20 protein-coding genes are annotated in these 23,128 nt (G+C 70.9%); 17 read left to right on the top strand and 3 right to left on the bottom strand.

Going from position 1 to position 23,128, the window contains the following annotated elements:
* The first annotated feature begins 122 nt into the window (after positions 1 to 122).
* From ABZU91_RS15275 to ABZU91_RS15315, 9 genes are all read left to right on the top strand, one after another.
* Positions 123 to 1,307 carry a spermidine/putrescine ABC transporter substrate-binding protein gene (locus ABZU91_RS15275; RefSeq protein ID WP_355239705.1) on the top strand — a complete coding sequence of 395 codons (1,185 nt, stop codon included), beginning with the start codon at positions 123 to 125 and terminating at the stop codon, positions 1,305 to 1,307.
* A 4-nt stretch (positions 1,308 to 1,311) separates the two neighbouring features.
* Positions 1,312 to 2,463 carry an ABC transporter ATP-binding protein gene (locus ABZU91_RS15280; protein ID WP_355239707.1) on the top strand — a complete coding sequence of 384 codons (1,152 nt, stop codon included), beginning with the start codon at positions 1,312 to 1,314 and terminating at the stop codon, positions 2,461 to 2,463.
* Positions 2,460 to 3,368 (top strand): ABC transporter permease, encoded by a 909-nt coding sequence (locus ABZU91_RS15285; protein ID WP_355239710.1) that lies wholly within the window; start codon positions 2,460 to 2,462, stop codon positions 3,366 to 3,368. The genes ABZU91_RS15280 and ABZU91_RS15285 overlap by 4 nt, the downstream gene beginning before the upstream one ends.
* Positions 3,368 to 4,201, top strand: a complete 834-nt coding sequence (locus ABZU91_RS15290) for an ABC transporter permease (RefSeq protein ID WP_355239712.1) — start codon at positions 3,368 to 3,370, stop codon at positions 4,199 to 4,201. The genes ABZU91_RS15285 and ABZU91_RS15290 overlap by 1 nt, the downstream gene beginning before the upstream one ends.
* Positions 4,198 to 5,643: an FAD-dependent oxidoreductase gene (locus tag ABZU91_RS15295; protein ID WP_355239714.1), complete on the top strand. Its 1,446-nt coding sequence runs from the start codon at positions 4,198 to 4,200 to the stop codon at positions 5,641 to 5,643. Before ABZU91_RS15290 ends, ABZU91_RS15295 begins: the two co-directional genes overlap by 4 nt.
* Positions 5,643 to 6,854 carry a saccharopine dehydrogenase C-terminal domain-containing protein gene (locus tag ABZU91_RS15300; RefSeq protein WP_355239836.1) on the top strand — a complete coding sequence of 404 codons (1,212 nt, stop codon included), beginning with the start codon at positions 5,643 to 5,645 and terminating at the stop codon, positions 6,852 to 6,854. Before ABZU91_RS15295 ends, ABZU91_RS15300 begins: the two co-directional genes overlap by 1 nt.
* A gap of 467 nt (positions 6,855 to 7,321) precedes the next feature.
* On the top strand, positions 7,322 to 8,083 hold the full coding sequence (locus ABZU91_RS15305) for a G5 domain-containing protein (RefSeq protein WP_355239839.1): 762 nt from the start codon (positions 7,322 to 7,324) through the stop codon (positions 8,081 to 8,083).
* A gap of 236 nt (positions 8,084 to 8,319) precedes the next feature.
* On the top strand, positions 8,320 to 9,165 hold the full coding sequence (locus ABZU91_RS15310; RefSeq protein WP_355239717.1) for a DUF559 domain-containing protein: 846 nt from the start codon (positions 8,320 to 8,322) through the stop codon (positions 9,163 to 9,165).
* 255 nt (positions 9,166 to 9,420) lie between these two features.
* Positions 9,421 to 10,086 (top strand): hypothetical protein, encoded by a 666-nt coding sequence (locus tag ABZU91_RS15315; RefSeq protein ID WP_355239720.1) that lies wholly within the window; start codon positions 9,421 to 9,423, stop codon positions 10,084 to 10,086.
* 37 nt (positions 10,087 to 10,123) lie between these two features.
* Here the strand turns inward: ABZU91_RS15315 and gabT are convergent, their stop codons facing one another.
* Together gabT and ABZU91_RS15325 are read right to left on the bottom strand one after the other, a co-directional pair.
* Positions 10,124 to 11,431: a 4-aminobutyrate--2-oxoglutarate transaminase gene (gene gabT, locus ABZU91_RS15320; protein WP_355239842.1), complete on the bottom strand. Its 1,308-nt coding sequence runs from the start codon at positions 11,429 to 11,431 to the stop codon at positions 10,124 to 10,126.
* Between the two features lie 27 nt (positions 11,432 to 11,458).
* Positions 11,459 to 12,895, bottom strand: coding sequence for a gamma-aminobutyraldehyde dehydrogenase (locus tag ABZU91_RS15325; RefSeq protein WP_355239723.1), 1,437 nt, complete (start codon positions 12,893 to 12,895; stop codon positions 11,459 to 11,461).
* Between the two features lie 143 nt (positions 12,896 to 13,038).
* Here ABZU91_RS15325 and ABZU91_RS15330 point away from each other — a divergent pair, with 143 nt between their 5' ends.
* Positions 13,039 to 14,478 (top strand): aldehyde dehydrogenase family protein, encoded by a 1,440-nt coding sequence (locus tag ABZU91_RS15330; RefSeq protein WP_355239726.1) that lies wholly within the window; start codon positions 13,039 to 13,041, stop codon positions 14,476 to 14,478.
* Here ABZU91_RS15330 and ABZU91_RS15335 read toward each other — a convergent pair.
* Entirely contained in the window at positions 14,475 to 15,710 is a 1,236-nt protein-coding gene (locus ABZU91_RS15335) for an SUKH-3 domain-containing protein (RefSeq protein ID WP_355239729.1), read from the bottom strand. The genes ABZU91_RS15330 and ABZU91_RS15335 overlap by 4 nt on opposite strands.
* Before the next feature lie 78 nt (positions 15,711 to 15,788).
* On the opposite strand from ABZU91_RS15335, the gene ABZU91_RS15340 reads away from it, so the two are divergent.
* From ABZU91_RS15340 to ABZU91_RS15370, 7 genes are all read left to right on the top strand, one after another.
* Positions 15,789 to 16,211: a YbaB/EbfC family nucleoid-associated protein gene (locus tag ABZU91_RS15340; RefSeq protein ID WP_355239732.1), complete on the top strand. Its 423-nt coding sequence runs from the start codon at positions 15,789 to 15,791 to the stop codon at positions 16,209 to 16,211.
* Positions 16,208 to 16,540 carry a hypothetical protein gene (locus ABZU91_RS15345; protein WP_355239735.1) on the top strand — a complete coding sequence of 111 codons (333 nt, stop codon included), beginning with the start codon at positions 16,208 to 16,210 and terminating at the stop codon, positions 16,538 to 16,540. Before ABZU91_RS15340 ends, ABZU91_RS15345 begins: the two co-directional genes overlap by 4 nt.
* A gap of 16 nt (positions 16,541 to 16,556) precedes the next feature.
* Positions 16,557 to 20,840, top strand: coding sequence for a toxin glutamine deamidase domain-containing protein (locus ABZU91_RS15350; protein WP_355239738.1), 4,284 nt, complete (start codon positions 16,557 to 16,559; stop codon positions 20,838 to 20,840).
* A 128-nt stretch (positions 20,841 to 20,968) separates the two neighbouring features.
* The gene (locus ABZU91_RS15355) at positions 20,969 to 21,277 is read left to right on the top strand and encodes a hypothetical protein (RefSeq protein WP_355239740.1); all 309 of its coding nucleotides are present in this window, start codon (positions 20,969 to 20,971) and stop codon (positions 21,275 to 21,277) included.
* Positions 21,278 to 21,416: 139 nt separating this feature from the next.
* Positions 21,417 to 22,010, top strand: coding sequence for a DinB family protein (locus ABZU91_RS15360; RefSeq protein ID WP_355239743.1), 594 nt, complete (start codon positions 21,417 to 21,419; stop codon positions 22,008 to 22,010).
* Positions 22,007 to 22,666 carry a tetratricopeptide repeat protein gene (locus ABZU91_RS15365; protein WP_355239746.1) on the top strand — a complete coding sequence of 220 codons (660 nt, stop codon included), beginning with the start codon at positions 22,007 to 22,009 and terminating at the stop codon, positions 22,664 to 22,666. Before ABZU91_RS15360 ends, ABZU91_RS15365 begins: the two co-directional genes overlap by 4 nt.
* Positions 22,667 to 22,751: 85 nt before the next feature.
* On the top strand, positions 22,752 to 23,003 hold the full coding sequence (locus tag ABZU91_RS15370) for a hypothetical protein (RefSeq protein WP_355239749.1): 252 nt from the start codon (positions 22,752 to 22,754) through the stop codon (positions 23,001 to 23,003).
* Positions 23,004 to 23,128: the final 125 nt, after the last annotated feature.

A 23,128-nucleotide genomic window follows, 5' to 3' on the forward strand; every position in this document is an offset into this window, starting at 1 on the left:
CCCTTGTAAGGGAGGTTTCCTCATGTCAGGATCAGTGCTCCCTGGCACTTGACCCTCCCGACATTCCCGCCGGCGCGCCTCCCCCGTCCCGCCGCCGACGATGACCCCCCCTAGGAGTCGTCATGCGTACTCCCCTCCGGCCCCTCTCCCGGCGTGGACTGCTCACCGGCACCCTCGGATCGGCCGCCCTCCTCGCCGCGGGCGGGAGCCTCGCCGGCTGTGGCACCAAGGGCGCCCAGCAGACCGAGGCCGGCTGCGTCAGCGAGGACCTTTCTGGCACGGAGAAGAAGCTCGCCTTCTCCAACTGGCCGCAGTACATGGACGTCGACGAGAAGGACGAGTCCAAGCGGCCGAGCCTGGACGAGTTCATTACGAAGACCGGCATCCAGGTGACCTACACCGAGGACATCAACGACAACAACGAGTTCTTCGGCAAGGTGCAGAACCAGTTGGCCGCCTGCCAGAGCACCGACCGGGACATCATCGTGCTGACCGACTGGATGGCGGCGCGGATGATCCGGCTCGGCTGGATCCAGAAGCTCGACCCGGCGAAGATCCCGAACGTCCAGGCGAACCTGCTGCCGTCGCTGCTCAAGCGTCCCTTCGACGCTGAGAACCGGATCTCGATCCCGTGGCAGTCCGGCCTGGCCGGGCTGGCGTACAACGGCAGCGTCACCAAGGAGCTGCGGACCGTCGACGAACTGCTGACCCGCCCCGACCTCAAGGGCAAGGTGACGGCGCTCAGCGAGATGCGCGACACCATGGGCCTGCTGCTCGGCTCGAACGGGCACGACCCGTCGAACTTCACTGCCGCCCAGTTCGACGACGCGCTCAACAAGCTCAAGAAGGCCGTCGACTCCGGGCAGATCCGCAAGTTCACCGGCAACGACTACGCACCCGACCTGGCCAAGGGCGACATCGCCGCGTGTATCGGCTGGTCCGGGGACGTCATCCAGCTCGCCGGTGAGAACGAGAAGGTGCAGTTCGTCGCGCCCGACTCCGGCGTGATGCTCTACAGCGACAACATGATGGTGCCGAACAAGGCCGCCCACCGGGGCAACGCCGAGGCGCTGATCAACTACTACTACGAGCCCGCCGTCGCCGCGAAGCTCGCCGCGTACGTCAACTACATCTGCCCGGTCAAGGGTGCCCAGGCCGAGATGGAGAAGATCGACCCGGATCTGGCCGCCAACCCGCTGATCTTCCCGGATGACGCGCTGCTGGCGAAGTCCACGGTCTTCATGGCCCTGGACGAGAAGCAGGAACGGGAGTACGAGGGCAAGTTCCAGCAGGTCATCGGGGCGTGACGCGATGACGCGCGAGACACCCGCGGGCGACCTGCGCCTGGCCGACCTCACCAAGCGGTTCGGCATCTTCACCGCCGTCGACGACCTCAGCCTCACGATCGGGCAGGGCTCGTTCTTCGCGCTGCTCGGCGCGTCCGGCTGCGGCAAGACCACCACCCTGCGGATGATCGCCGGGCTGGAGGAGCCGACAAGCGGTCAGGTCCTGCTCGGCGACACCGACATCGCCCGGCTGCGGCCGTACAAGCGGCCGGTCAACACCGTCTTCCAGAGCTACGCGCTCTTTCCGCACCTCACCATCTTCGAGAACGTGGCCTTCGGGCTGCGCCGGCGCGGCATCCGCTCGGTCGACGACGAGGTCCGACGGATGCTGTCGCTGGTGCAGCTCGACGACTTCGGCCCGCGCCGCCCGGCCCAGCTCTCCGGCGGCCAGCAGCAGCGGGTCGCGCTGGCCCGTGCGCTGATCAACAAGCCGCAGGTGCTGCTGCTCGACGAGCCGCTGGGCGCGCTCGACCTGAAGCTGCGCCGGCAGATGCAGATCGAGCTGAAGCGCATCCAGACCGAGGTCGGCATCACCTTCGTACACGTCACCCACGACCAGGAGGAGGCCATGACCATGGCCGACACCGTCGCGGTGATGAACGCCGGCCGCATCGAGCAGCAGGGCGCCCCGGCCGACATCTACGAGTTCCCGGCCACCGCGTTCGTCGCGAACTTCCTCGGCCAGTCCAACCTGCTCGCCGGCGAGGCCGCCGGCGCGAGCGGCGGCGAGGTCGCGGTGACGGCGCACGGTGCGCGCTTCACCGTGCCCGCCGGCCGGTCGCGCGCCGACCACGGTCCGGTCCACCTGGGGGTACGCCCGGAGAAGCTGCATCTGGTCGGCTCCGCCGACCAGGTCCCCCAAGGACACCAACACGTCACCGGTGTCGTCACCGACGCCTCCTACGTGGGCGTCAGCACCCAGTACCTGCTGCGCACCGGGTGGGGCACCGAGCTGTCGGTCTTCGCCGCCAACAGCGGTGACGCGACGAGGGTGCCGGTCGGCGGCGAGGCCGTGGCGTACTGGGATCCGCGGCACGCGTTCCTGCTGCCGCGCGACGCCGCCGACACCGACCGGACGTCGCCGGTGCTCGACGAGCCGGTCGGCGCAACGTCGTGACCCTCCTCGCGCCCACCGGAGCGGGCCGGCCGCCAGCCGCGCCACCGGCAGCCCGGTCCGGGCGGTACCGCCTCCTGCCGTACCTGCTGCTGCTGCCGGGCGCGGCCTGGCTGCTCGTCTTCTTCGGCGTGCCGCTGCTGCAACTCGCGGCGGCGAGCCTGTACGACCCCAGCGGCTCGCTCTCCACCGGGTACGCGATGACCTGGGCGTTCGGCAACTATCCGGACGTGGTGCAGGCGTACTGGCCGCAGCTCCTGCGTTCGCTCGGCTACGCCGGGCTGGCCCTGGTGGTGGCGCTGCTGCTGGGCTACCCGTTGGCGTACGCCATCGCGCAGAAGGCCGGCCGGTGGAAGAACCTGCTGCTGGTGTGCGTCGTCGCGCCGATGTTCACCAGCTTCCTGGTCCGTACGCTGGCCTGGAAGACGATCCTGTCCGACAACGGCGCTCTCGTCGGCCTGCTACGCGACGTGCACCTGCTCGCCCCGGACGGACGGCTGCTCGCCACACCGTTCGCGGTGGTGCTCGGCCTGACGTACAACTTCCTGCCGTTTTTGGTGCTGCCGCTGTACGCGAGCCTGGAGCGGCTCGACGCCCGGCTGCTGGAGGCGGCCAGCGACCTGTACGCGAGCCCGGTGCAGGCGTTCCGCCGGGTGACCCTGCCGCTGTCGATGCCCGGCCTGGTCGCCGGCACGCTGCTGTTCTTCATCCCGGCCAGCGGCGACTACATCAACGCCGAACTGCTCGGCACCCCCAACGAGTACATGGTCGGCAACGTCATCGACTCGGCGTTCCTGGTCCGGCTGGACTACCCGCAGGGCGCCGCGCTGTCGTTCCTGCTGATGGCGGCGATCCTCGCGGTGGTCTTCGGCTACCTGCGGCGAGCTGGCACGGAGGAGGTGCTGTGATGATTTCGCGTTGGCTGGCTGACCGCTGGGTGATGATCGTGGCGTTGCTGGTGCTCGGCTACCTGTCGCTGCCGATCCTGGTGGTGGCGGGGCTGTCGTTCAACCGCCCGTCGAGCCGACTGTCGTACGACTTCAACGAGTTCACCCTCGACAACTGGCGACAGCCCTGCGCCACCTCCGACATGTGCGACTCGGTCGTCCGGAGCGTGCAGATCGGCTTTCTCGCCACGGTGGTCGCCACCGTGCTCGGCACGCTGATGGCGTTCGCCCTGGTCCGGCACCGCTTCCGTGGTCGGGCCGGCGTCAACGTGCTGATCTTCCTGCCGATGGCCACGCCCGAACTGGTGATGGGCACGTCGCTGCTGGCCCTCTTCGTGTCGGCGGGGGTGCCGCAGGGCTTCTGGACGATCGTCATCGCACACGTCATGTTCTGCGTCTCGTTCGTGGTGGTCACCGTCAAGGCGCGGCTCGCCGGGATGGACCGGCGGTTGGAGGAGGCCGCCATGGACCTCTACGCCAACGAGTGGCAGACATTCCGGCGGATCACCCTGCCGCTGGTGCTGCCCGGCATCGTGGCCGCCGCGCTGCTGGCGTTCTCGTTGAGCTTCGACGATTTCATCATCACGAACTTCAACGCCGGCACGACTGTCACGTTCCCGATGTACGTCTGGGGCGCTGCCCAGCGGGGCATCCCGCCGCAGGTCAACGTCATCGGCACCGCGATGTTCGCGATCGCGCTGCTGCTGGTCGGCCTCAGTTCGCTACGCGGGCGACGAGCCCGCCGCGCGAACCTGCTGGCCGGGACGACACCGCAGGCGCGGCGGCCGTCATGACCGCCGGCCGGGCGCTCGCCGACGCGGCACCCGTGCCGTACTGGCTCGACCGCAGGGAGCGTCCCGACCCGCTGCCGCCGCTCACCGGCGCGCAGACCGCCGACCTGCTCGTCATCGGCGGCGGGTACGGCGGGCTCTGGGCCGCCCTGGAGGCCAAACGCGCCGACCCGGACCGGGACGTGCTGCTCGTCGACGCCGGCACCTGCGGATGGGCCGCCTCCGGGCGCAACGGCGGGTTCTGCGCCGCCTCGCTCACCCACGGCCTCGCCAACGGCATCGACCGGTTCCCCGACGAGATCGGCGAGCTGGAACGCCTGGGCAGGGAGAACCTGGACGCCATCGCCGCCACCGTCGCCGAGTTCGACATCGACTGCGACTTCGAGCGCACCGGCGAACTGGCCGTCGCCGTGGAGCCGTACCAGCTCGACGGGCTGGTCGCCGACGCGGAGCTGGCCCGCCGGTACGGCCACCGGGTGCGCCTGCTCGACGCCGACGAGGTACGCGCCGAGGTCAACTCACCGACCTACCTGGGCGGGATGATCGACGCCGACCGGGTCGCCATGGTGGACCCGGCGAAGCTGGCCTGGGGACTGCGCCGCGCCTGCCTCGCCGTGGGCGTACGCGTGCACGAGCACACCCGGGTCACCGGGCTGCGCGCCGACGCCGCCGCGCTACGGGCCGACACCCTCGGCACCGATCCCGCCGACCTGGCCGGGTCTGCCGTACCCGCACCGGGCCGCCCCGGCGTCGTCCGCGCCCGACGGGTCGTGCTGGCCACCAACGCGTTCCCGCCGCTGCTGCGCCGGCTGCGCGCGTACGTGGTACCCGTCTACGACCACGTGCTGATGACCGAGCCGCTCAGCCCGGCGCAGCGCGACGCGATCGGCTGGCGCAACCGGCAGGGGCTGGCCGACACCGCCAACCAGTTCCACTACTACCGGATCACCCGCGACGGGCGGATCCTCTTCGGCGGCTACGACGCCGTCTACCACTACGGCAACCGGGTCGCACCGAAGCTGGAACAGCGCACGGCCACTTTCACCACCCTCGCACAGCACTTCTTCACCACGTTCCCGCAGCTCGCGGACGTGCGCTTCAGCCACCGCTGGGGTGGCGTCATCGACACCTGCACCCGGTTCTGCCCGTTCTACGGCACCGCCTACGGCGGTCGGCTGGCGTACGCCGCCGGGTACACCGGCCTCGGCGTCGGCGCGACCCGCTTCTCCGCCCGGGTGCTCCTCGACCTGCTGGCCGGCGGGAACACCCCGCTGACCCGCCTCGACCTCGTGCGCCGCAAGCCCCTGCCGTTTCCGCCGGAACCCGTCCGCGCGGTCGGCATCAATCTCACCCGCCGGTCGATGGCCCGCGCCGATGCGCGTGGGGGCAGACGCGACCTGTGGCTCCGTACTCTCGATCGTCTTGGTTTGGGGTTTGATTCGTGATGCGTGTCCTGCTCGTCGGCGCCGGTGGCGTCGGCTCCGCCGCCGTAGCCATCGCCGCCCGACGCTCCTTCTTCGAGACGATCGTCGTGGCCGACCACGACCCGGACCGCGCCGCCCGCGCGGTGGCCGGCCACGGCGACCGTTTCGTCGCCGCCCAGGTGGACGCCTCCTCGGCCGACGCGATCACCGCGCTGTGCCGGGAGCACCGGATCACCCACGTGCTCAACGCCGTCGACCCGCGCTTCGTCATGCCCATCTTCGACGGCGCGTTCGCGGCCGGCGCGGACTACCTGGACATGGCGATGTCACTGTCCCGCCCGCACCCGTCGAAGCCGCACGTCGAAACCGGCGTGAAGCTCGGCGACGAACAGTTCGCGGTCGCCCCCGACTGGGAGGCAGCCGGCCGGCTGGCGCTCGCCGGCATCGGCGTCGAACCGGGCCTGTCCGACGTTTTCGCCAGGTACGCCGCCGACGAGTTGTTCAGCGAGATCGAGGAGATCGGCGTCCGGGACGGGGCGAACCTGACCGTCGACGGCTACGAGTTCGCGCCCTCGTTCTCGATCTGGACCACGATCGAGGAGTGCCTCAACCCGCCGGTGGTCTGGGAAGCCGGCCGGGGCTGGTACACCACCGAGCCGTTCAGCGAACCGGAGGTCTTCGACTTCCCGGAGGGAATCGGGCCGGTCGAGTGCGTCAACGTGGAGCACGAAGAGGTGCTGCTCATCCCGCGCTGGGTCAAGGCCCGACGGGTCACCTTCAAGTACGGCCTCGGCGAGGAGTTCATCGACGTCCTCAGGACGCTGCACAAGCTCGGCCTGGACGGCGTCTCCCCGGTGCGGATACGCGGGGTCGACGTGTCCCCGCGCGACGTGGTGGCGGCCTGCCTGCCCGACCCGGCCACCCTCGGCGCACGGATGCGCGGCAAGACCTGCGCCGGCACCTGGGTGCGCGGCCTGGGCCCGGAGGGCCAACCCCGGGAGGTCTACCTCTACCACGTGGTCGACAACGAGTGGTCGATGCGCGAGTACGGCCACCAGGCGGTCGTCTGGCAGACCGCCGTCAACCCGGTGGTGGCACTCGAACTGCTCGCCACCGGCGCGTGGACCGGCGTCGGCGTCCTCGGCCCCGAAGCCCTACCCCCAAAACCGTTCCTGGACCTGCTAACCGCCTACGGCTCCCCCTGGGGCCAACGCGAAACCCCCACCCCCTAACCCCGCCCCGCCCCGGGCTCCCCGCGCCCCCGCCCCCGCCCGCGCGCCCCGCGCCCCCGCCCCCCGCCCGCGTCGATCTTGCACTTTCTGCTGCGGCATTACTCGCTTATCGGGCATAGCGTCGACAGAGAGTGCAAGATCGACGCGGTGGGGTGGGGCGCGGTGGGGTGGGGTGGGTGACGGCTTGCTGACAGGCTTGAGGTGGACTGGGCTGGCTTGTCGGTGAACGTTCTGGGGTTTGCGGGATTTGATCGTTTGGTGAGCATTCCGTGGCGGGTTGACCGCACTATCGGCCCCGGCTTGACGGGCCCAACGGTCAGTCGGCCTGGCGACTCGTCGCCCACCCGACACGGTCGGCGACGCAGGTCGCGCCCACCGATTGATCGGCTGCAGGCAAACGGCGTAGGCAATCGACGCGACGGTGGATATTGCGGACAGTGGTTGCGACGACACTTCTCGGCGTGACGATGCAACCACCACCCGGGCCTGGGCATCCACCGCCGTACGGCCTCGGACCGCAGCCATCCGCCGTCCCGAACTGGTTCCGCCGTGCCAGCCCAGGCCGCCGCGTCGCGGTGATCCTCGGTTCGGTGCTGCTCTCCGTCCTGCTGCTCTGCTGTGCCGGCACTGCCATCGTCGGCGCGCTGACCGGCGAACCGGACCCGAAGAGCACGGGCACCGCTGCCGACGAGCCGCAACGACCCATCGTGGCGGCACCCGCCGAACCGACACAGGCGGCGCTCGCCGAAGCGCAGTCGCCGGAGGCGGCGCCCTCCAGTGCCGCGCCTTCCAGTGCATCGCCTTCCGGTGCCGCGCCCTCGCCGGTGGTAAGAGTGACGACCGTGACCGAGCGGGCCGCGATCCGGCACGGTGAGCGCACCGTCAAGGACGCGTCGCTGGCCGAGGGAAAGCGGGTGGTGCGCACCAAGGGCGTGGACGGCGTACGGACGCTGACCTACCAGGTGACCACCGCCGACGGCGTGCAGACCGGCAAGAAGCTGGTCAAGTCCACCGTGACGAAGCAACCCGTCACCGAGGTCGTCGCCGTCGGCACGAAGAAGAAGTCCAACTGCGACCCGAACTACAGCCCCTGCGTCCCGATCGCCAGCGACGTCGACTGCGCGGGCGGCAGCGGCAACGGCCCGGCCTACGCCAACGGAGTCGTCAAGGTCATCGGCGAAGACATCTACGATCTGGACCGCGACAACGACGGCTACGGCTGCGACTAGCCCCCGGCCCTCCACGCCCACCCCTCCTCGCCGATCTTGCACTTTCTGCGCTCACATTCCTTCTCAAAGAGGGCGTATCGGCAGCAGGAAGTGCAAGATCGGCGAGGAGGTAGGTGGGCGCGGATGGGATCTAGCACGTGGGGTTGCGGGGTGGGGGTTTTCCACAGAGGGCTTCGTTGTCCACAGGGGCCCGGGCGGGGCGGGATTTCCGGGCGGTGGGTGGTCAGCCTTCCGGCATGACTACTCAGTTGTGGCGGACGGATGCGCTGATGCGGGAGCTCACCGTCGCGCGGATCCGTACCCGGCTCGACCGTGAGGAACTTCGGCGGGTCCGCAGGGGCGTGTACGCCGCTGAGTCCTGCGATGACGATGACCTGCTCCGGGCACTGCTGCTCCGCCTGCCCGACGGCGCGATGCTGGCCCGGCAGAGCGCCGCCCGCCGCCACGGGTTCGGTGTCCTGCGGGACGACCTGGTGCATGTCCAGTTGCCCGCCACCGTGCCGAAGCCGCGCCTGCCCGGGGTCGTCGTCCACCGGACGGTGCTACCCGTACGGCCGGTCCTGATCAGGGGGCTGCCCTGCGTGCCGGCGGCCCGCTGCGCCGTCGACCTGGCGCGTGCCGCTCGGCGGCTCGACGCACTGCCGGTGCTCGACGCGGCGCTCCGGTCAGGCGCGGTGAGCCACGATGACCTGCTGGCCGAGGTCTCTGCTCACGATGCGTTGCGCGGGGTACGGCAGGCCCGCCAGCTCATACCGCTGGCGGATGGTCGGGCCGAATGTCGGCAGGAGAGTCAGCTGCGACTGATCCTCATCGACGGGGGGCTGCCCGCGCCCGAGCCGCAACTCTGGGTGACCGATGGTTTCGGCATCCGGCTCTACCGGCTCGATCTGGGATACCGGGAGCGACGGGTCGGCGTCGAGTACGACGGACTGTCGCACCTGGACCGTGATCGTCTCCGACATGACCGGGAACGGGTCAACTGGCTGGACGCAGCAGGTTGGCGAATGCGCTACTTCACCGACCGTGATCTCTACCGCCGCCCCGAGTACATCCGGGCCACGATTCGCAGAGCCCTCTCGTAACCCCAACACGATCACCGCTCGCCGATCTTGCACTTCCTGTCGCGACTAATGCCCACAACAGCGACATCTGGACAACACAAACTGCAAGATCGCCGGGAGCGGGGGTGGGAGCGGGGGTGGGAGCGGGGGTGGGAGTGGGAGCGGGAGCGGGGGTGGGAGCGGGGGTGGGAGGGGGTGGGGGAGGGGGTGAACGGTTTGGGGTTGCTTTTCGTACCAGGCGGTGAGGGAACACCACCTAGGGCGGGAGTGACGGCGATGAGGGTGCAGCGCAAGCACGTGCTGGCGGTGACCGTGGCGGTTGTCGCCGCGGCGGGCGTGGCGGTGGGGACCGGGTTCGGGTTCGCCGACACCGCTGTGGCACGGCCGTCCGTCTGCTCCGGGTCGGTCACGTTCTCGGCCGAGGCGGGAGCGCCGGCGGCGACGAGCGACCGGTTCCCGGTAGGTACGCGACTGCGGGTGACCAACCTGGACAACAACCGGGCCGCCACGGTGACGGTGACCGGCCCGTCGGGGAGCTGTGTGCTGCTCAACGCGGCCGCGATGGAGTTGGTGCGGGAGCCGGGCAAGAACGTGATCCGCCGCAACGTGGTGGAGAGGCTGGACGGAGCGGTCGCCCAGCCGGCTCTCGGTGGGGTACGCCCCGGTGCCGCCTCGCCCGCCGCCACTCGCCCGGTGCCCCGCTCGGTCTGCTCGGGCGCGATCACCTTCTTCGCCGAGAACGCCGCGCCGGCGGCGACCAGCGGGCAGTTCCCGGTCGGTACGCGACTGCGGGTGACCAACCTGGACAACAACCGGGCGACCACGGTGACGGTGACCGGCCCGTCAGGTAGCTGTGTGCTGCTCAACGCGGCGGCGATGGACCAGATCCGCGAGCCGGGCAAGAACCTCGTCCGCAACAACACGGTCGAGGTTCTGCGCTGACGTGCGTGCAGGGGCCCCACGCGGCCCCTCCACACCGTCACCCGAACGCGGCGTCGAGGATGTCGATGCCCCTGCCGAGGTGCGCGTCGGAGATGACCAGCGGCGGTAGGAAGCGCAGCACGTTGCCGTACGTGCCGCAGGTCAGGGTGAGCAGGCCGGCAGCGTGGCAGGCCGCCGAGATGGCGGCCGTGGCGCTCGGGTCGGGGGCGAGGGTGCCCGGCTGCACCAGCTCCACGGCGAGCATCGCGCCTCGGCCGCGTATTTCGGCGACCCGGGGGTCCCGCTCGGCGATGGCCCGGAGCCGGGGGGCCAGCACGGACTCGATCCGGCGGGCCGCGCCTGCCAGGTCCTGCTCGTGCATGATTTCGATGGTGGCCAGCGCGGCGGCGCAGGCGATCGGGTTGCCGCCGTACGTGCCGCCGAGGCCGCCGACGTGCACCGCGTCCATCAGCTCGGCCCGGCCGGTCACCGCCGCGAGGGGCAGACCACCGGCGATGCCCTTGGCGAGGGTGACGAGGTCGGGTTCGACGCCCTCGTGCTGGCAGGCGAACCAGTCGCCGGTACGGCAGAAGCCGGTCTGGATCTCGTCGGCGACGAAGACCACCCCGGCGGCCGTCGCCCACGCACGCAGCGCGGGCAGGAAACCCGGCGCGGGTACGACGAAACCGCCCTCACCCTGGATCGGCTCGATGAGCAGCGCGGCGACGTTCTCCGCGCCGACCTGCTTCTCGACCATCTCGATGGCCCGAGCTGCCGCCTCGGCGCCGGAGAGCCCGCCGTCGCGCAGCGGGTACGACATCGGCACCCGGTAGATCTCCCCGGCGAACGGCCCGAAGCGGTGCTTGTACGGCATGTTCTTCGCGGTCAACGCCATGGTCAGGTTGGTCCGGCCATGGTACGCGTGGTCGAACACCACGACCGCCGGCCGTCCGGTGGCATGCCGCGCGATCTTGACGGCGTTCTCCACCGCCTCGGCACCGGAGTTGAACAGCGCCGACCGCTTCTCGAACCCGCCCGGCGTCAATGCGTTGAGCTGCTCGCACACCGCCACGTACGACTCGTACGGCGCGACCATGAAGCACGTGTGCGTGAACCGCTCGACCTGCGCGCGGACGGCCTCGACCACCGTCGGCGCGGAGTTGCCGACGCTTGTCACCGCGATGCCGGCGGCGAAGTCGATCCACTCCCGCCCGTCGACGTCGGTGATCGTCCCGCCCGAGGCGCTGTCCACGTAGGACGAGATGACACTTCCGACCCCGCGGGCGACCGCGCTGCCCCGCCGCTTGTGCAGTTCATCCGAGGACGGCACCGCAGCGCTCTTCGTTCGCGACTGCGGGGCTCGCAAACCCGGCTCACTCCTCGCGCTCACCGGTCAGCCCTCGATGTTGTGCATGACGTGCTTGATCCGGGTGTAGTCCTCCAGGCTGTAGACCGAGAGGTCCTTGCCGTGCCCGGAGTGCTTGAAGCCGCCGTGCGGCATCTCCGAGACGAACGGGATGTGCGTGTTGACCCAGACGCAGCCGAAGTCGAGCCGTCGGGTCATCCGCATCGCCCGGCCGTGGTCGCGCGTCCAGACCGACGCCGACAGGCCGTAGTCGACGCCGTTGGCCCAGCGCACCGCCTCGTCCTCGTCGGAGAAGCGCTGCACGGTGATGACCGGGCCGAACACCTCGTCCTGGATGATCTCGTCGGCCTGCCGCAGCCCGGACACGACGGTCGGTGTGTAGAAGTAGCCGCGTTCGCCCTGCCGGGAGCCGCCGGTCTGGATCGCCGCGTGGTCGGGCAGCCGGTCGACGAAACCGCTGACCCGGGCGAGCTGGTTGGCGTTGTTCAGCGGGCCGTAGAGCACGTCGGCGTCGTCCGGCGCGCCGGTCTTCGTGGCGCGGGCCTGCTCGGTGAGCGCCGCCACGAAGTCGTCGTGGACGCCGGGTCCGGCCAGCACGCGGGTCGCGGCCGTGCAGTCCTGCCCCGCGTTGAAGTAGCCACCGACCGCGATGGCCTCGGCCGCCGCCGCCACGTCCGCGTCGTCGAAGACCACCACCGGGGCCTTGCCGCCCAGCTCCAGGTGGGTGCGCTTCAGGTCGGAGGCCGCCGCGGCGGCCACCTCCATGCCCGCGCGGGTCGAGCCGGTGATCGACACGAGCCGCGGGGTCGGGTGGGACACGAGGGTACGACCCGTGTCTCGGTCGCCGCAGACCACGTTGAAAACCCCCGGGGGGAAGAACTCGGCGGCGATCTCGGCGAGTAGAAGCGTCGACACCGGCGTGGTGTCGGACGGCTTCAGCACGACCGTGTTGCCGGCGGCGAGGGCCGGGGCGATCTTCCAGACCGCCATCATCAGCGGGTAGTTCCACGGGGTCACCTGGGCGCAGACCCCGATCGGCTCGCGCCGAACGTACGAGGTGTGCCCGGCCAGGTACTCCCCGGCCGAGCGCCCCTCCAGCAGCCGCGCGGCTCCGGCGAAGAACCGGAACTCGTCCACCGCCGGCGGCAGCTCCTCCTCCAGGGTGAGCTGGCGCGGCTTGCCGGTGTTGCGCACCTCGGCGTCGACCAGCTCGTCGGCCCGTGCCTCCACGGCGTCGGCGAACTTGAGCAGCGCCTTCTGTCGCTCGGCGGGGGTGGCCTCCCGCCAGGTCTCGAAGGCGGTGGCGGCGGCGCTCATCGCCGCGTCGACGTCGGCCGCACCGGAGACCGGCGCCTGCGCGAACACCTCGCCCGTGCAGGGGTCGACCAGATCGGCGTAGCCGCCGTCGGCCGGTTCGACGTAGGAGCCGTTGACGAAGTTGCGCAGCTGCTGCTGGTCACTCATGGCGGGATCACTCCGAGGGGGGCCGGGGGTGCGGTCTGCGGCGGTTATCGCAATCTTCCTGCCATCTTCGCTACTGAATCCGCAGCAGACAAGGGATGCGGCGACTGTTTCCGTCGGCTGTCGCCTCGTCTACGCTGCACGACGTGGAACCCGCAGCCTTCTTCGTCGCCTCCCGTCCCGCCTCGGGCGTGGGCGAGTTGACAGTCCACCATCCGTACGACGGGCGCGCGGTCGGACGTACCACCTTTGCCACGGACGACCAGGTCGACGCCGCTGTCGCGGCAGCGGCCGGGGTGGCCGCGCAGGCCGCGGCCCTGCCCGCGCACGTCCGCGCGGCGGCCCTGGACCACGTCTCCCGCCGGCTGGCCGAGCGTGCCGACGAGGTCGCGGCTCTGATCACCGCCGAGAACGGCAAGCCGGTGAAGTGGGCGCGCGCCGAGGTCGGCCGGGCGGTGTCGACGTTCCGGTGGGCCGCCGAGGAGGCTCGGCGCTTCTCCGGTGAGCTGCAACGACTCGACACCGACCCGGCCGCCACCGGTCGGATCGCACTGGTCCGGCGGGTGCCGAGGGGCCCGGTGCTCGGCATCGCGCCGTTCAACTTCCCGCTCAACCTGGTCGCGCACAAGGTCGCCCCGGCCATCGCGGTCGGCGCGCCGATCATCGTCAAGCCGGCGCCGGCGACGCCCCTGTCCGCGCTGCTGCTCGGCGAGCTGCTGGCCGAGACGGACCTCCCGGCCGGCATGTTCTCGGTGCTGCCGCTGCCCAACGACCGTGCGGGCGAGCTGGTCGCCGACCCCCGGCTGCCGGTCGTCTCGTTCACCGGGTCCGGGCCTGTCGGAGCCGCGATCCGTCGACAGGTACCGGAGAAGCACGTGACGCTGGAACTGGGCGGCAACGCGGCGGCGGTGCTCTGCGCGGACTGGACGTCCGCCGACGACCTGGATTTCGCGGCACAGCGCATCGCCACCTTCGCCAACTACCAGGCCGGCCAGTCGTGCATCGCCGTGCAGCGGGTGTACGTGCACCACGCGCGGTACGCCGACTTCCTGCCTCGGTTGGTGGCGGCGGTGCGCGCGCTGCGCACCGGCGATCCCGCCTCGGAGCTGACCGACGTCGGCCCGATGGTGTCCGAGGACGCGGCCCGCCGGGTCGAGGCGTGGGTCTCCGAGGCCGTCGCGGCCGGTGCCACGGTCGAGGTGGGCGGCGTCCGCGACGGCGCCACCTACCCCCCGACCGTCCTCAGCGGCGTGCCGGCCGACGCCAAGGTCGTCGCCGAGGAGGTGTTCGGGCCGGTGCTGGTGGTCACCCCGGTCGCCGACGACCAGGCCGCGTTCGCGGCGGTCAACGACTCGGCGTACGGGTTGCAGGCGGGCGTGTTCACCCGGCGACTCGACGTGGCCTTCACCGCCGCGCGAATCCTCGAGGTGGGTGGCGTGATCGTCGGCGACGTGCCGTCGTACCGGGCCGACCAGATGCCGTACGGCGGGGTGAAGGGCAGCGGCGTCGGCCGGGAGGGTCTGCGCAGCGCGATGGACGACTACACCGAGCCGCGCGTCATGGTGCTGACCGGGATCCCGCTCTAGGCCCAGGTGCCGTCGTCGCGTACGCGGGCGGGAGCACGGCCCAGCAGCAACGTGGTGAGCGCGGCGTCGATCGTGTCGCCGAGGAACCAGTCGCCGGCCTGGTCGAGGGCGAAGATCCGGCCTCGCTCGTCGACGGCGAGGATGCTGTCCTGCTGTTCGGTGCCGATCGGAAAGAGCCGTACGCCGAGCACCGCACCGAGGTCGGCGAGCGTGTCTGCGGTGTGCGCGATCATGTGCGGGCGGATGTCGAAACGGGAGATCCACACCTGCTCGCCCGGGCCGCGCCGGGCACCCACCAGACTGGGGAACGCGGTCAGCGCCTCCACGGCAGCGGGAAAGACCTCGTGCCGATGGGTCCGGCCCGGGACGGCGGTGACATCGCGTACGCCGGCGGCGGCCATGATCTGATCGCCGATATGCGGGCGCCACCCCGCCGCCACCAGCGCGTTCGCCACCTCCGGCGGGAAGCGGCCCGGATCGGGGTCGGGCTCGGCCGGTGCGAGCCACGTCTCGGTGTAGGCCCGCGCCGACTCCGGCAGGACGTTGGCGCGTACCAGGAACGCGGTGCACGAGTCACAGGGCAGTTCGGCAGCGCCGCCGGCCGGGTCTCCCGGCTCACGAATCCGGAAGATCTCGAAGCGGGCGGCGTCCAACAGGGCCGCCGCCTCGGCACGCCCCATCGGCTCGATGCCCTCGGCGGCCCGGCGGTGGTCGTACTCGTGCAGCACGTCGGAGATCACGATCAGCTCGGCGTGGCACTCGACGCCGCGGACCAGCTCGCCCGGGGGCCTCTCGTCCAGGTAGCCGCGCACGAGCGGGTGGTGGTTGAGCGTGGCGGCTCCTCGGGTGCCCTGGGCCGTCCAGATGCGACCGTCGAGGGTCAGGTGCGCCACCGTGTTCGGCGTCAGGCCTCGATGGATCTCCCGGATCAGCAGGCTCGACGCGTCGACCGTCTGCGGCGCCGTCGGCCCGCTGGGCTGACTGCGCCGGTACAGGTCCGCCACGACGGTGCTCGGCACCCGGGGCCAGGTGGTGACCTTTCCGGTGCGCTTGTCGATGACAGTGGTCGGCAGATCGCCGGGGATCGCCCGCGCTGCGCCCGACACGATCGAGGTGATGACGAAGCCCAGGTCGAACTCGTCGACCACCGGGATGCACTCGTGGCCGAGGCGCTGTGAGTCGCGTCGGGCCCAGGCGGACGCGAGCTGCTCAGCCTGCTGACGGTCGATCACACACCGAAACTACCGGACTACGCGGATCGATGGCGGCCGGTATGGTCTTGGATACCGACGGTGACGGGAGGAGTGGCGGTGAGCGAACGCGTGGACCGGGACGCCAATCGCGAGCTACGAGCCCGATTCGACGACGTGTATGGCCAGTACCAGCAGCTCAGGTCTGGTTTGGACACTCTGCGGGCGCGCCTCGCCCAGCTACGGGTGACCCGGCGCTCGGCGGACGGCCACGTCACGGCGACCGTCGGCGCGCAGGGCCAGCTGATCGAGGTCGTGCTGGCCCCGGCCATCTACCGGGACCGCGACGCCGAGGCGCTGAGCCGAAAGGTCACCGAGACGGTGCACGCCGCCGTGGCGGCCGCCACCCAGGCCACCCAGGATCTGGTCGCCGAGACCATGCCCTCCGGCTCCGGCTCGGCGGAGTTCCTGCGTACCGGTGATTTCGGCACGTTGCTCGGCCGTGCCGACGCCGTGCTCGGCCGACGCGAGGGGCCGGCATGACCGACGGTCAGCTCTGGCTCGACGCGTCCCGGGCTCGGCGCGGTGGCGCCGACCTGGCCCTGTCCGGTGAGGCGGTGACGGCCCGCCGGGCGTCCGAGGGCGGCGAGATCGAGGCCGCCAGCGGTGCCCGTCCGTGGGGGCGTGACGACATCGGTGGCGCGTTCGAGCAGAGCTACCGCGGCATCGAGCAGACCGTGCTGCGCGCCTGGGCGGGCATCGGGCAGCGGCTCACCGAGCTGGGCGTCGACGTGGTCAGCGCGGTCGACGCGAGCGTGCAGACCGACCAGAGCAGCGCCGCCCGGCTCGACCGGGCCGCCGACCAGCGCTGACGGCGGGACGATCCGGATGAGCGTGCTGCCCAGCCCGATCCCGCACCCGCTGGACTACGCGCCCTGGGACGTGCCCGGCTGGATCTACGAGGCCCTCGACTGGGTGATCGGCGTGCAGTGGCCCGAGGGCAACGAACGGGCCGTCTGGGACCTCGCCGACCGGTGGTACGCGGTCGCCGCAGTCCTCGCCGGCCCGCACGCCGACGCCGCCGCAGCCGCCACCGAGGTACGCAGCGGATACGGCGGTGTCGGTGCCGTCGACGCCGCTTTCGAGGCGGCCTGGCGTGGGATCGCCGAGGGCGACGACGCCCCCCTGCCGGTGCTGCTCGCGGTCACCGCCGACCTGGGCCGCCTGGTCGAGGAGTGCGGCTGCGACATCGAGGGTGCCAAGATCGAGGTCTGGATCGAGCTGGGCATCCTGGTCGTCGAGCTGCTGTCGGTGGCCGTGGCGGCGTTGCTCACCGCGGGTGCCGCGTCGCCGGCGGCCGGCGCGGCGGTCACCGCCACCCGGCTGCTGATCCAGCAGATCTTCAAGCGCCTGATGGGCCAACTGGCGAGCAAGGCTCTGCGGCGCGGGCTCACGGAGGCCGGTGAGCGCGCGGCGAAGGAGGTCGCCAAGGGTGGCGTGCGCGGGCTCGCGAAGCGGGCCACCCGGGAAGGGCTAGAGGAGGCGGCCGAGGAGTCCGGGATCAGCCTCGCCACGCAGGTTTACCAGAACTCGACGGGCCGGGCGCACGGCGTCGACCTGACCGACCTGGGCGCGTCGGCGGTCGGCGGGCTCGCCGGGGGAGCGGTCGCGCCGCTGGCCGGCCTGGGCCGCCACGCGACCGGCCGTGCGGCGCGCATCGGCGAGCACCTGGGTCGGGAGATGACCGGCGAGATGCTCGCCGAGAGCGCCGCCAGCATCGCCACCGGGCAGGGCCCGACCTCGGTGGACGATGTGGTCCGTGCCGCCGCGTCCGGCGTCACCGGATCGACGACCGCGCAGGCCGACCACGCCTTGCAGGCGCGCCTGCGCGCACAGGCCGACGCGCTGGCCGGGGCCTCCCTCAGCGGCCCGCCGCTGCCGATCCCGCAGGCACCGACTCCCGAACTGGCGGGACACGGGTCGTCGCCCGCGACCCTGCCGGTTCCCGCGGCGCATGATGACAGCGCGGCGCGGGCGGTGCCCGGGTCGGATGTCGTCGGCGCTCCCGTGCCGACAGCCTCCGAGGCCGTGGGATCGGCGGGTGGTGAGCAGAGCACGAGTCCGACACTGTCGACCGTCGAGCGCGATCCGGTGCTCCCGACCGTAAACGGTGACCCCGTCCTCTCGGACGTTGCGGAACCGGGGCGTCCTGCTGGCGCGGCAGCCCTCACGCTCTCGGCGGTCTCCACGCCCGCGGCTGGCGCCATCGATGTGCTCGGCGGGCCAGCCGTCGAGGCTCCTCCGTCCGGCTCGACGGGTGGTCCCGCCCCGGCTGTCTCGTCGACCGGCCTGGTCGGGGCTACCCCGGCCACTGCCTCGTCGGCTTCTCTGCCGTCGTCGGTTCCTCTGGCTTCGTCGAGCGGAGCGTCGGGGGGGGTGGCGCCTCCGGTCGGCGTGGCGGCGAGCGCTGCGGGCCTGTCCGCCGGTCCCGCCTCGACGACCACCCCCGCGGTGATGTCCCCGTTCACGCCTCCCGGGCCGGTGGTCAGCGCCCCCGACACCGGCACCGGGCACGGCGGGGTCGCGACCCAGACGGGCGGGGGCGTGCTGCTCGGTGCGCCGGAGGGCCGACACTCCGCACCCGAGCGGCCCGCGACGCGGGAGACGCCCGCGCCGGCCCGCGTACCCCGACAGAGGGCCCGAGGTCGCGCCCCGGTGCCCGTCGACGTGGTGGCGTTCGGCGATCCGGCGGTGTCGACGACCGACGTCGACGACTGGTACGCGGCCCAGTGGGTCGCCGAGGCGGAGGCCGCCGAGCGGCGGCGCTACCAGGGCCACTTCGAGTCGCAGCGGATCGGCTTCGAGAACAACCGCCGGCAGGTCGAGGCCGCCCGTCTGCGGGCACGGGCCGAAGAACACGACCGCAGGGCCGTCGAGTACGCCAACTACGCCCGACACCTGCACCAGACCGGTCACCGGCAGTGGGCCGACGGCTGGCAGCGGGCGGCGAACGACGAGACACGCGCGTACGCCCACTGGCGTGACCTGGCCAACGACGTGCTGGCAGGCGTCACGGCACCCCCGGTCGTCGACCTGGTCGACGGACCGTTCACGCACGCCAACACCGACGTCGGCGCCCTCGCGCTCGGCGCGGTGGAGACCACCGGTCCGTCCCGGCTCACCGGCGACGACGTCCCCCCGCCGATCGACGACACCCGCCCCTACGGGCAGCCGGGCGGGCTGCGGCCACCACTCGCGCTGCACCAGGTCGACGTCGAACGGCAGATGCCCCGCGAGCGCGACGGCACTGTCCGACGTACCGCCGATCCGCGCCAGGGCGGCTGGTTCCGCCTGTTGAACGACGGCGGCCCCCAGGCCGACGCCACCCGGGGCATCAACTGTCTGGACTGCACTCTGTCGCTGTTCGAGACCTGGGTGCACGGGCGACCTCGGGTGTCCGCGCCGCGCACCTTCGACGGCTACCTGGACGGTGACATCCGACGACCGATCCGCGGCGAGGCGGGCGGCCCGGGCCGGGTGGAGGACGTCACCGGTGGTCGCTTCCAACGCGTACTCGCCCCCGGTCAACGACCAGACCCGACGCACGCGCGGCAGGGGTATGCCAACCTGCACGACCAACTGCTGCTGGGCGGCCACGGCAGCTACGCGTTCCTGATCACCGAGTGGGCCGGCGGCGGCTCGCACGCCTGGGTGGCGCTCAACCAGAACGGCACGGTGCTCTACGTCGACCCGCAGACCGGGCTGGTGCGCGACCGGCCGCTGTATCCCGACGTGGTGGGCATCGACGCGTTGGTGCTGAGCGGAGACGGTCGGCCGATGCCGCTCGGCGGGCTGCCGCGGGGCCGCTTCAGTGAGCGCCCCGACCTGCCGACCCATCCACCCGGGTACGACGACGGCGGCCACGGTGACCCGTACGTCAACCGTATGTACCTGTTGCTGGACGGCCCGGGCTCGACGCCGGACGCCCTGTCGTCCGACTCTGCCGAACGCCGGCCGACGACAGGCCGTGATTCGGCCCAGATGCTCGCTCAGAGCGGCAGTCTGGATGAGGTCTTCTCGGCTGGGATGAGTCCCGCCGACTTCGCGAGGGCGGTCGACCCGTCGAGCCTCCGGCGGCTGGTGCCCAGCCTCGACGACGCAGCAGCGCAGGACGTGTCGCGGTTGTTCGCCGACGCTCGTGTCCACGACATGCTGGACGCTGCCCTGCGAGAGCCGCCCCAGAATGAGCCGAAGCTGGCCGAGGCGTTGGCCCGGCAGCTGGCGCAGGCACCGGATCTGGCGCGGGTGATTCTGGGGACCCCCGAGTTGGCGGCGTCACTGACGGCCCGCCCGCTGACGCTGCACCACCTGGCGAGTCACCAACAAGCCATCGACGCCCTTGCCGAGCTGCTCGATGACATCAATGCGCGGGGAGCAGCGGGACCGGACACGGAGCCTGGTCCGGCGTTGTCTCAACCGGAACCCACACCTCTCACCGTCGATCAGTTGCGGATCAGCGCCAGCTTGCAGATGCGGCGGGGACCTGTGGCCCAACCAGGTTTCGACAGGCGCCGGATCGACGATCCCGACTATCGAAGAAGCTATCTCAACGATCTGTATGCGGCAGCAGTCAGCGCCCAGGCCGACCTGAATCGCCTCGCGACGTCTCTGTCTGTTGTCGATGGTCGTTCCGTGGGTAACCCAGGTTGGCGCTCCCAGCCCAAGGATCGACGGCGAGCCGAGGACAAGGTGAACAGCCGGCAAGGCGACGCGTCGACGCTGCTGGACCTAGCGGCCGCAAAGGTTGAGTTCAGCTCTCTCGATGACCTTTATGCTGCGCTTGCTCGGATCAAGGAGAGCCCGGGCGTCGTGATCGTCCGGTGCGACGACCGTTTCATCACTCCGATGAGTAGTGGCTACCGTGACGTGCAGCTTGTCCTGCGGACGCGAAATGGGCACCTGGCGGAGTTCCGTCTGCACCTGGCAGCACTTGACGCGGTGGCGGTCTGGGAGCATGCGCTGTATGAGGTACGCCGCGACATCGATGCCCTGGCCCGCCTTGAGGGCCGAGATTTGACAGGGCGCGAAGCGGCGATCGCGGATGGGATTCTCCGACGCGAGCAGCAGTTGTTCTGGGAAGCCCTTCAATCGACCCGTGAAGGTAAGTTCTAGTGGTGCAAATGCCCGGTCTAATGCTTCCGTCCTACTACCTCTATCACCAGTCTCCCGTCAAGATCGTGAAGACACCCGATGGTGGGGCCCGGGTGTGGCGAGTGGCCATCGACACGGGGGGATGGCAGGTGAAGAGCGAACTCTTCACAGAGATCGTCTTCGCCGTGGGCGGAGACATTTTCCGGTGTTCGGAGGCGGATTTCGTTCAGGAGGTAGAGGCGTTCCGTGCCCACTACCTTGAGGGCGACGGGCCAATCTTCGCGCTGTACGAGACGGTGCGATCGATTGAGGATCTGGCAGCCGCTGAGGGGCGTCACCTGACGCCGCGTGAGCAGGCTCTGATCCGGGGGATTCGACAGCGCACCTTCGTGATGTTCGAGGAGCAACTCCGTGCAGCCGGCGATCCGGGTGCCGATCCCGATTTGGCTACCGGCTAATTGAGATCATCACGCGCGGGCGTGGGCCCACTCGTCGAAGTGCTGCCGGCCCTTCTGCCACCGGGTCCCGCTGACCAACGCAGACGACCGAGCGGGTTCCCGGTTGCTGGTGTAGGCGGGTATCGACGAGAGTCGCCGTATGGGTGATTCAGGTGCCGAAGCGACGACCTCCGACGGCGAACCCACGCGGACCTTCGGTTGGTCGTACCTGTTCGTCCATCCGGACGACGACCCGCGCTCGGACGGCAACTTCGCCGACGAGCGGAGCGTTCTGGTCGAGTATCTGCGCGACCAGCGCCTCACGTTCGAGCTCAAGTGCGACGGGTTGAACGCTGAGCGGTTGGCCCGGCGGGCGGTGCCACCGTCGACGATGTCGCTGCTCGGGCTGATTCGTCACCTGGCGGAGGTGGAGCGCGGCTGGTTCCGCAGGACGATGGCCGGCCAGACCGCGCCGCCGCTGTACTGCTCCGATGGCGATCCGGACGGCGACTTCGACGGCGCGGTCGCCGATTCCGCTGTGGTCACCGAGGCGTACCGGGCCTGGCGTGCGGAGGTGACGTTCTCCGAACAGTTCGTCAGCGAGGCTGCGGATCTCGACGTGCAGGGTCGGCAACGCGACGGCAACGTCATCGTGCTGCGCAGGCTGTTGGTGCACATGATCGAGGAGTACGCGCGGCACAATGGCCACGCCGATCTCCTGCGCGAGCGTATCGACGGAAGGGTGGGTCAGTGATAACCGAAGAATTCGACGTCCGGTTGACGCGGGCGCAGGAGCGCTACGAGCAGGCCGTCTTCGGGGGTGACGCCACGTCGTTGGACGAGGCCGAGCGGGATCTCGTCGCGTTGGAGGCGGACACTGCCCTGGCCCGTGGGCGGCTGTTGCACGCCCGTTTCCTCGGGACCGGCGTGGAGGACGCGGCCGAACTGCCGTTCTTCGAGCGGGCGGCGCAGCTCTTCCGCGAGCTGGGTGACGCCCGTGGCGAGGGCGAGGCGCTGTTCTGGGTTGGCACGGTCCACCAGGTGATCCGGCAGGACCAGGCCCCCGCCGACCCGGCCTTCGCCCGGGCGCGCGAGCTGGCGACCGAGGCGGGGGACGAGCTGACCCTGTCGTACGTGTTGCGGCACCTCTGCTTCGGCGAGCAGGCCGCGGGCCGGGTCGAGGCGGCGCGGGAGTTGCTGGAGGAGTCGACGCGGCTGCGCCGGAGGTTGGGCTTCACTCCGGGAGTGGCGGCGAACCTGATCGGGCTGGCGGACCTGGCGGCGAGCGACGGCGACCGGGACGCCGCCCGTGGCCTGCTCGACGAGGCCGCGTCACTGGCCACCAGCAGCGGCGCGCATGGTATCGCCCGTTGGATCGACGAGGCCCGCGACGAGCTGAAACTCGCCTGATGGCGGTTGGGCGAGCGGGTCCCGGAGCGTAACGCTCGACTGCGGGCGCTCCCTTTTGTTCGGCCGTGCCCATTAACATCGTTCCATGGCGAGATCCACTACTGGCAGCAACAGGTCTGGTTTCTGGGCGTGGGTGATCGGCCTCCTGTTCGGCCTGGCGATCGGTATCCCTTCGTTCGGCCCGAAGGGAGGGGTGGCGTTCGGTGTCGCCATGGCCGTCGTCGTCGGTGTCGCGTTCGGTGCTCCCTGGAGGCGAGTCGACGGCGGCGCCGACGAGGAGTCTGTCGGGGCGTCGACTCCGGCCGAAGACGGCGACGCGAGCCGGTCCTCCCGCTAGGGCAGCTCGGAGACGAGGTGACCGGTATGCCGTCGCCGAGCATGATCGGCTCGACATCGCCGAGGTCGGGGTGTCCGGGGTTCGGAATACCGCGACATCGCCGAGGTCGGGTGAATAACAGGTGG

The sequence above is a fragment of the Micromonospora sp. NPDC005174 genome (genome assembly GCF_040608495.1).
Classification (GTDB): Bacteria; Actinomycetota; Actinomycetes; order Mycobacteriales; family Micromonosporaceae; genus Micromonospora.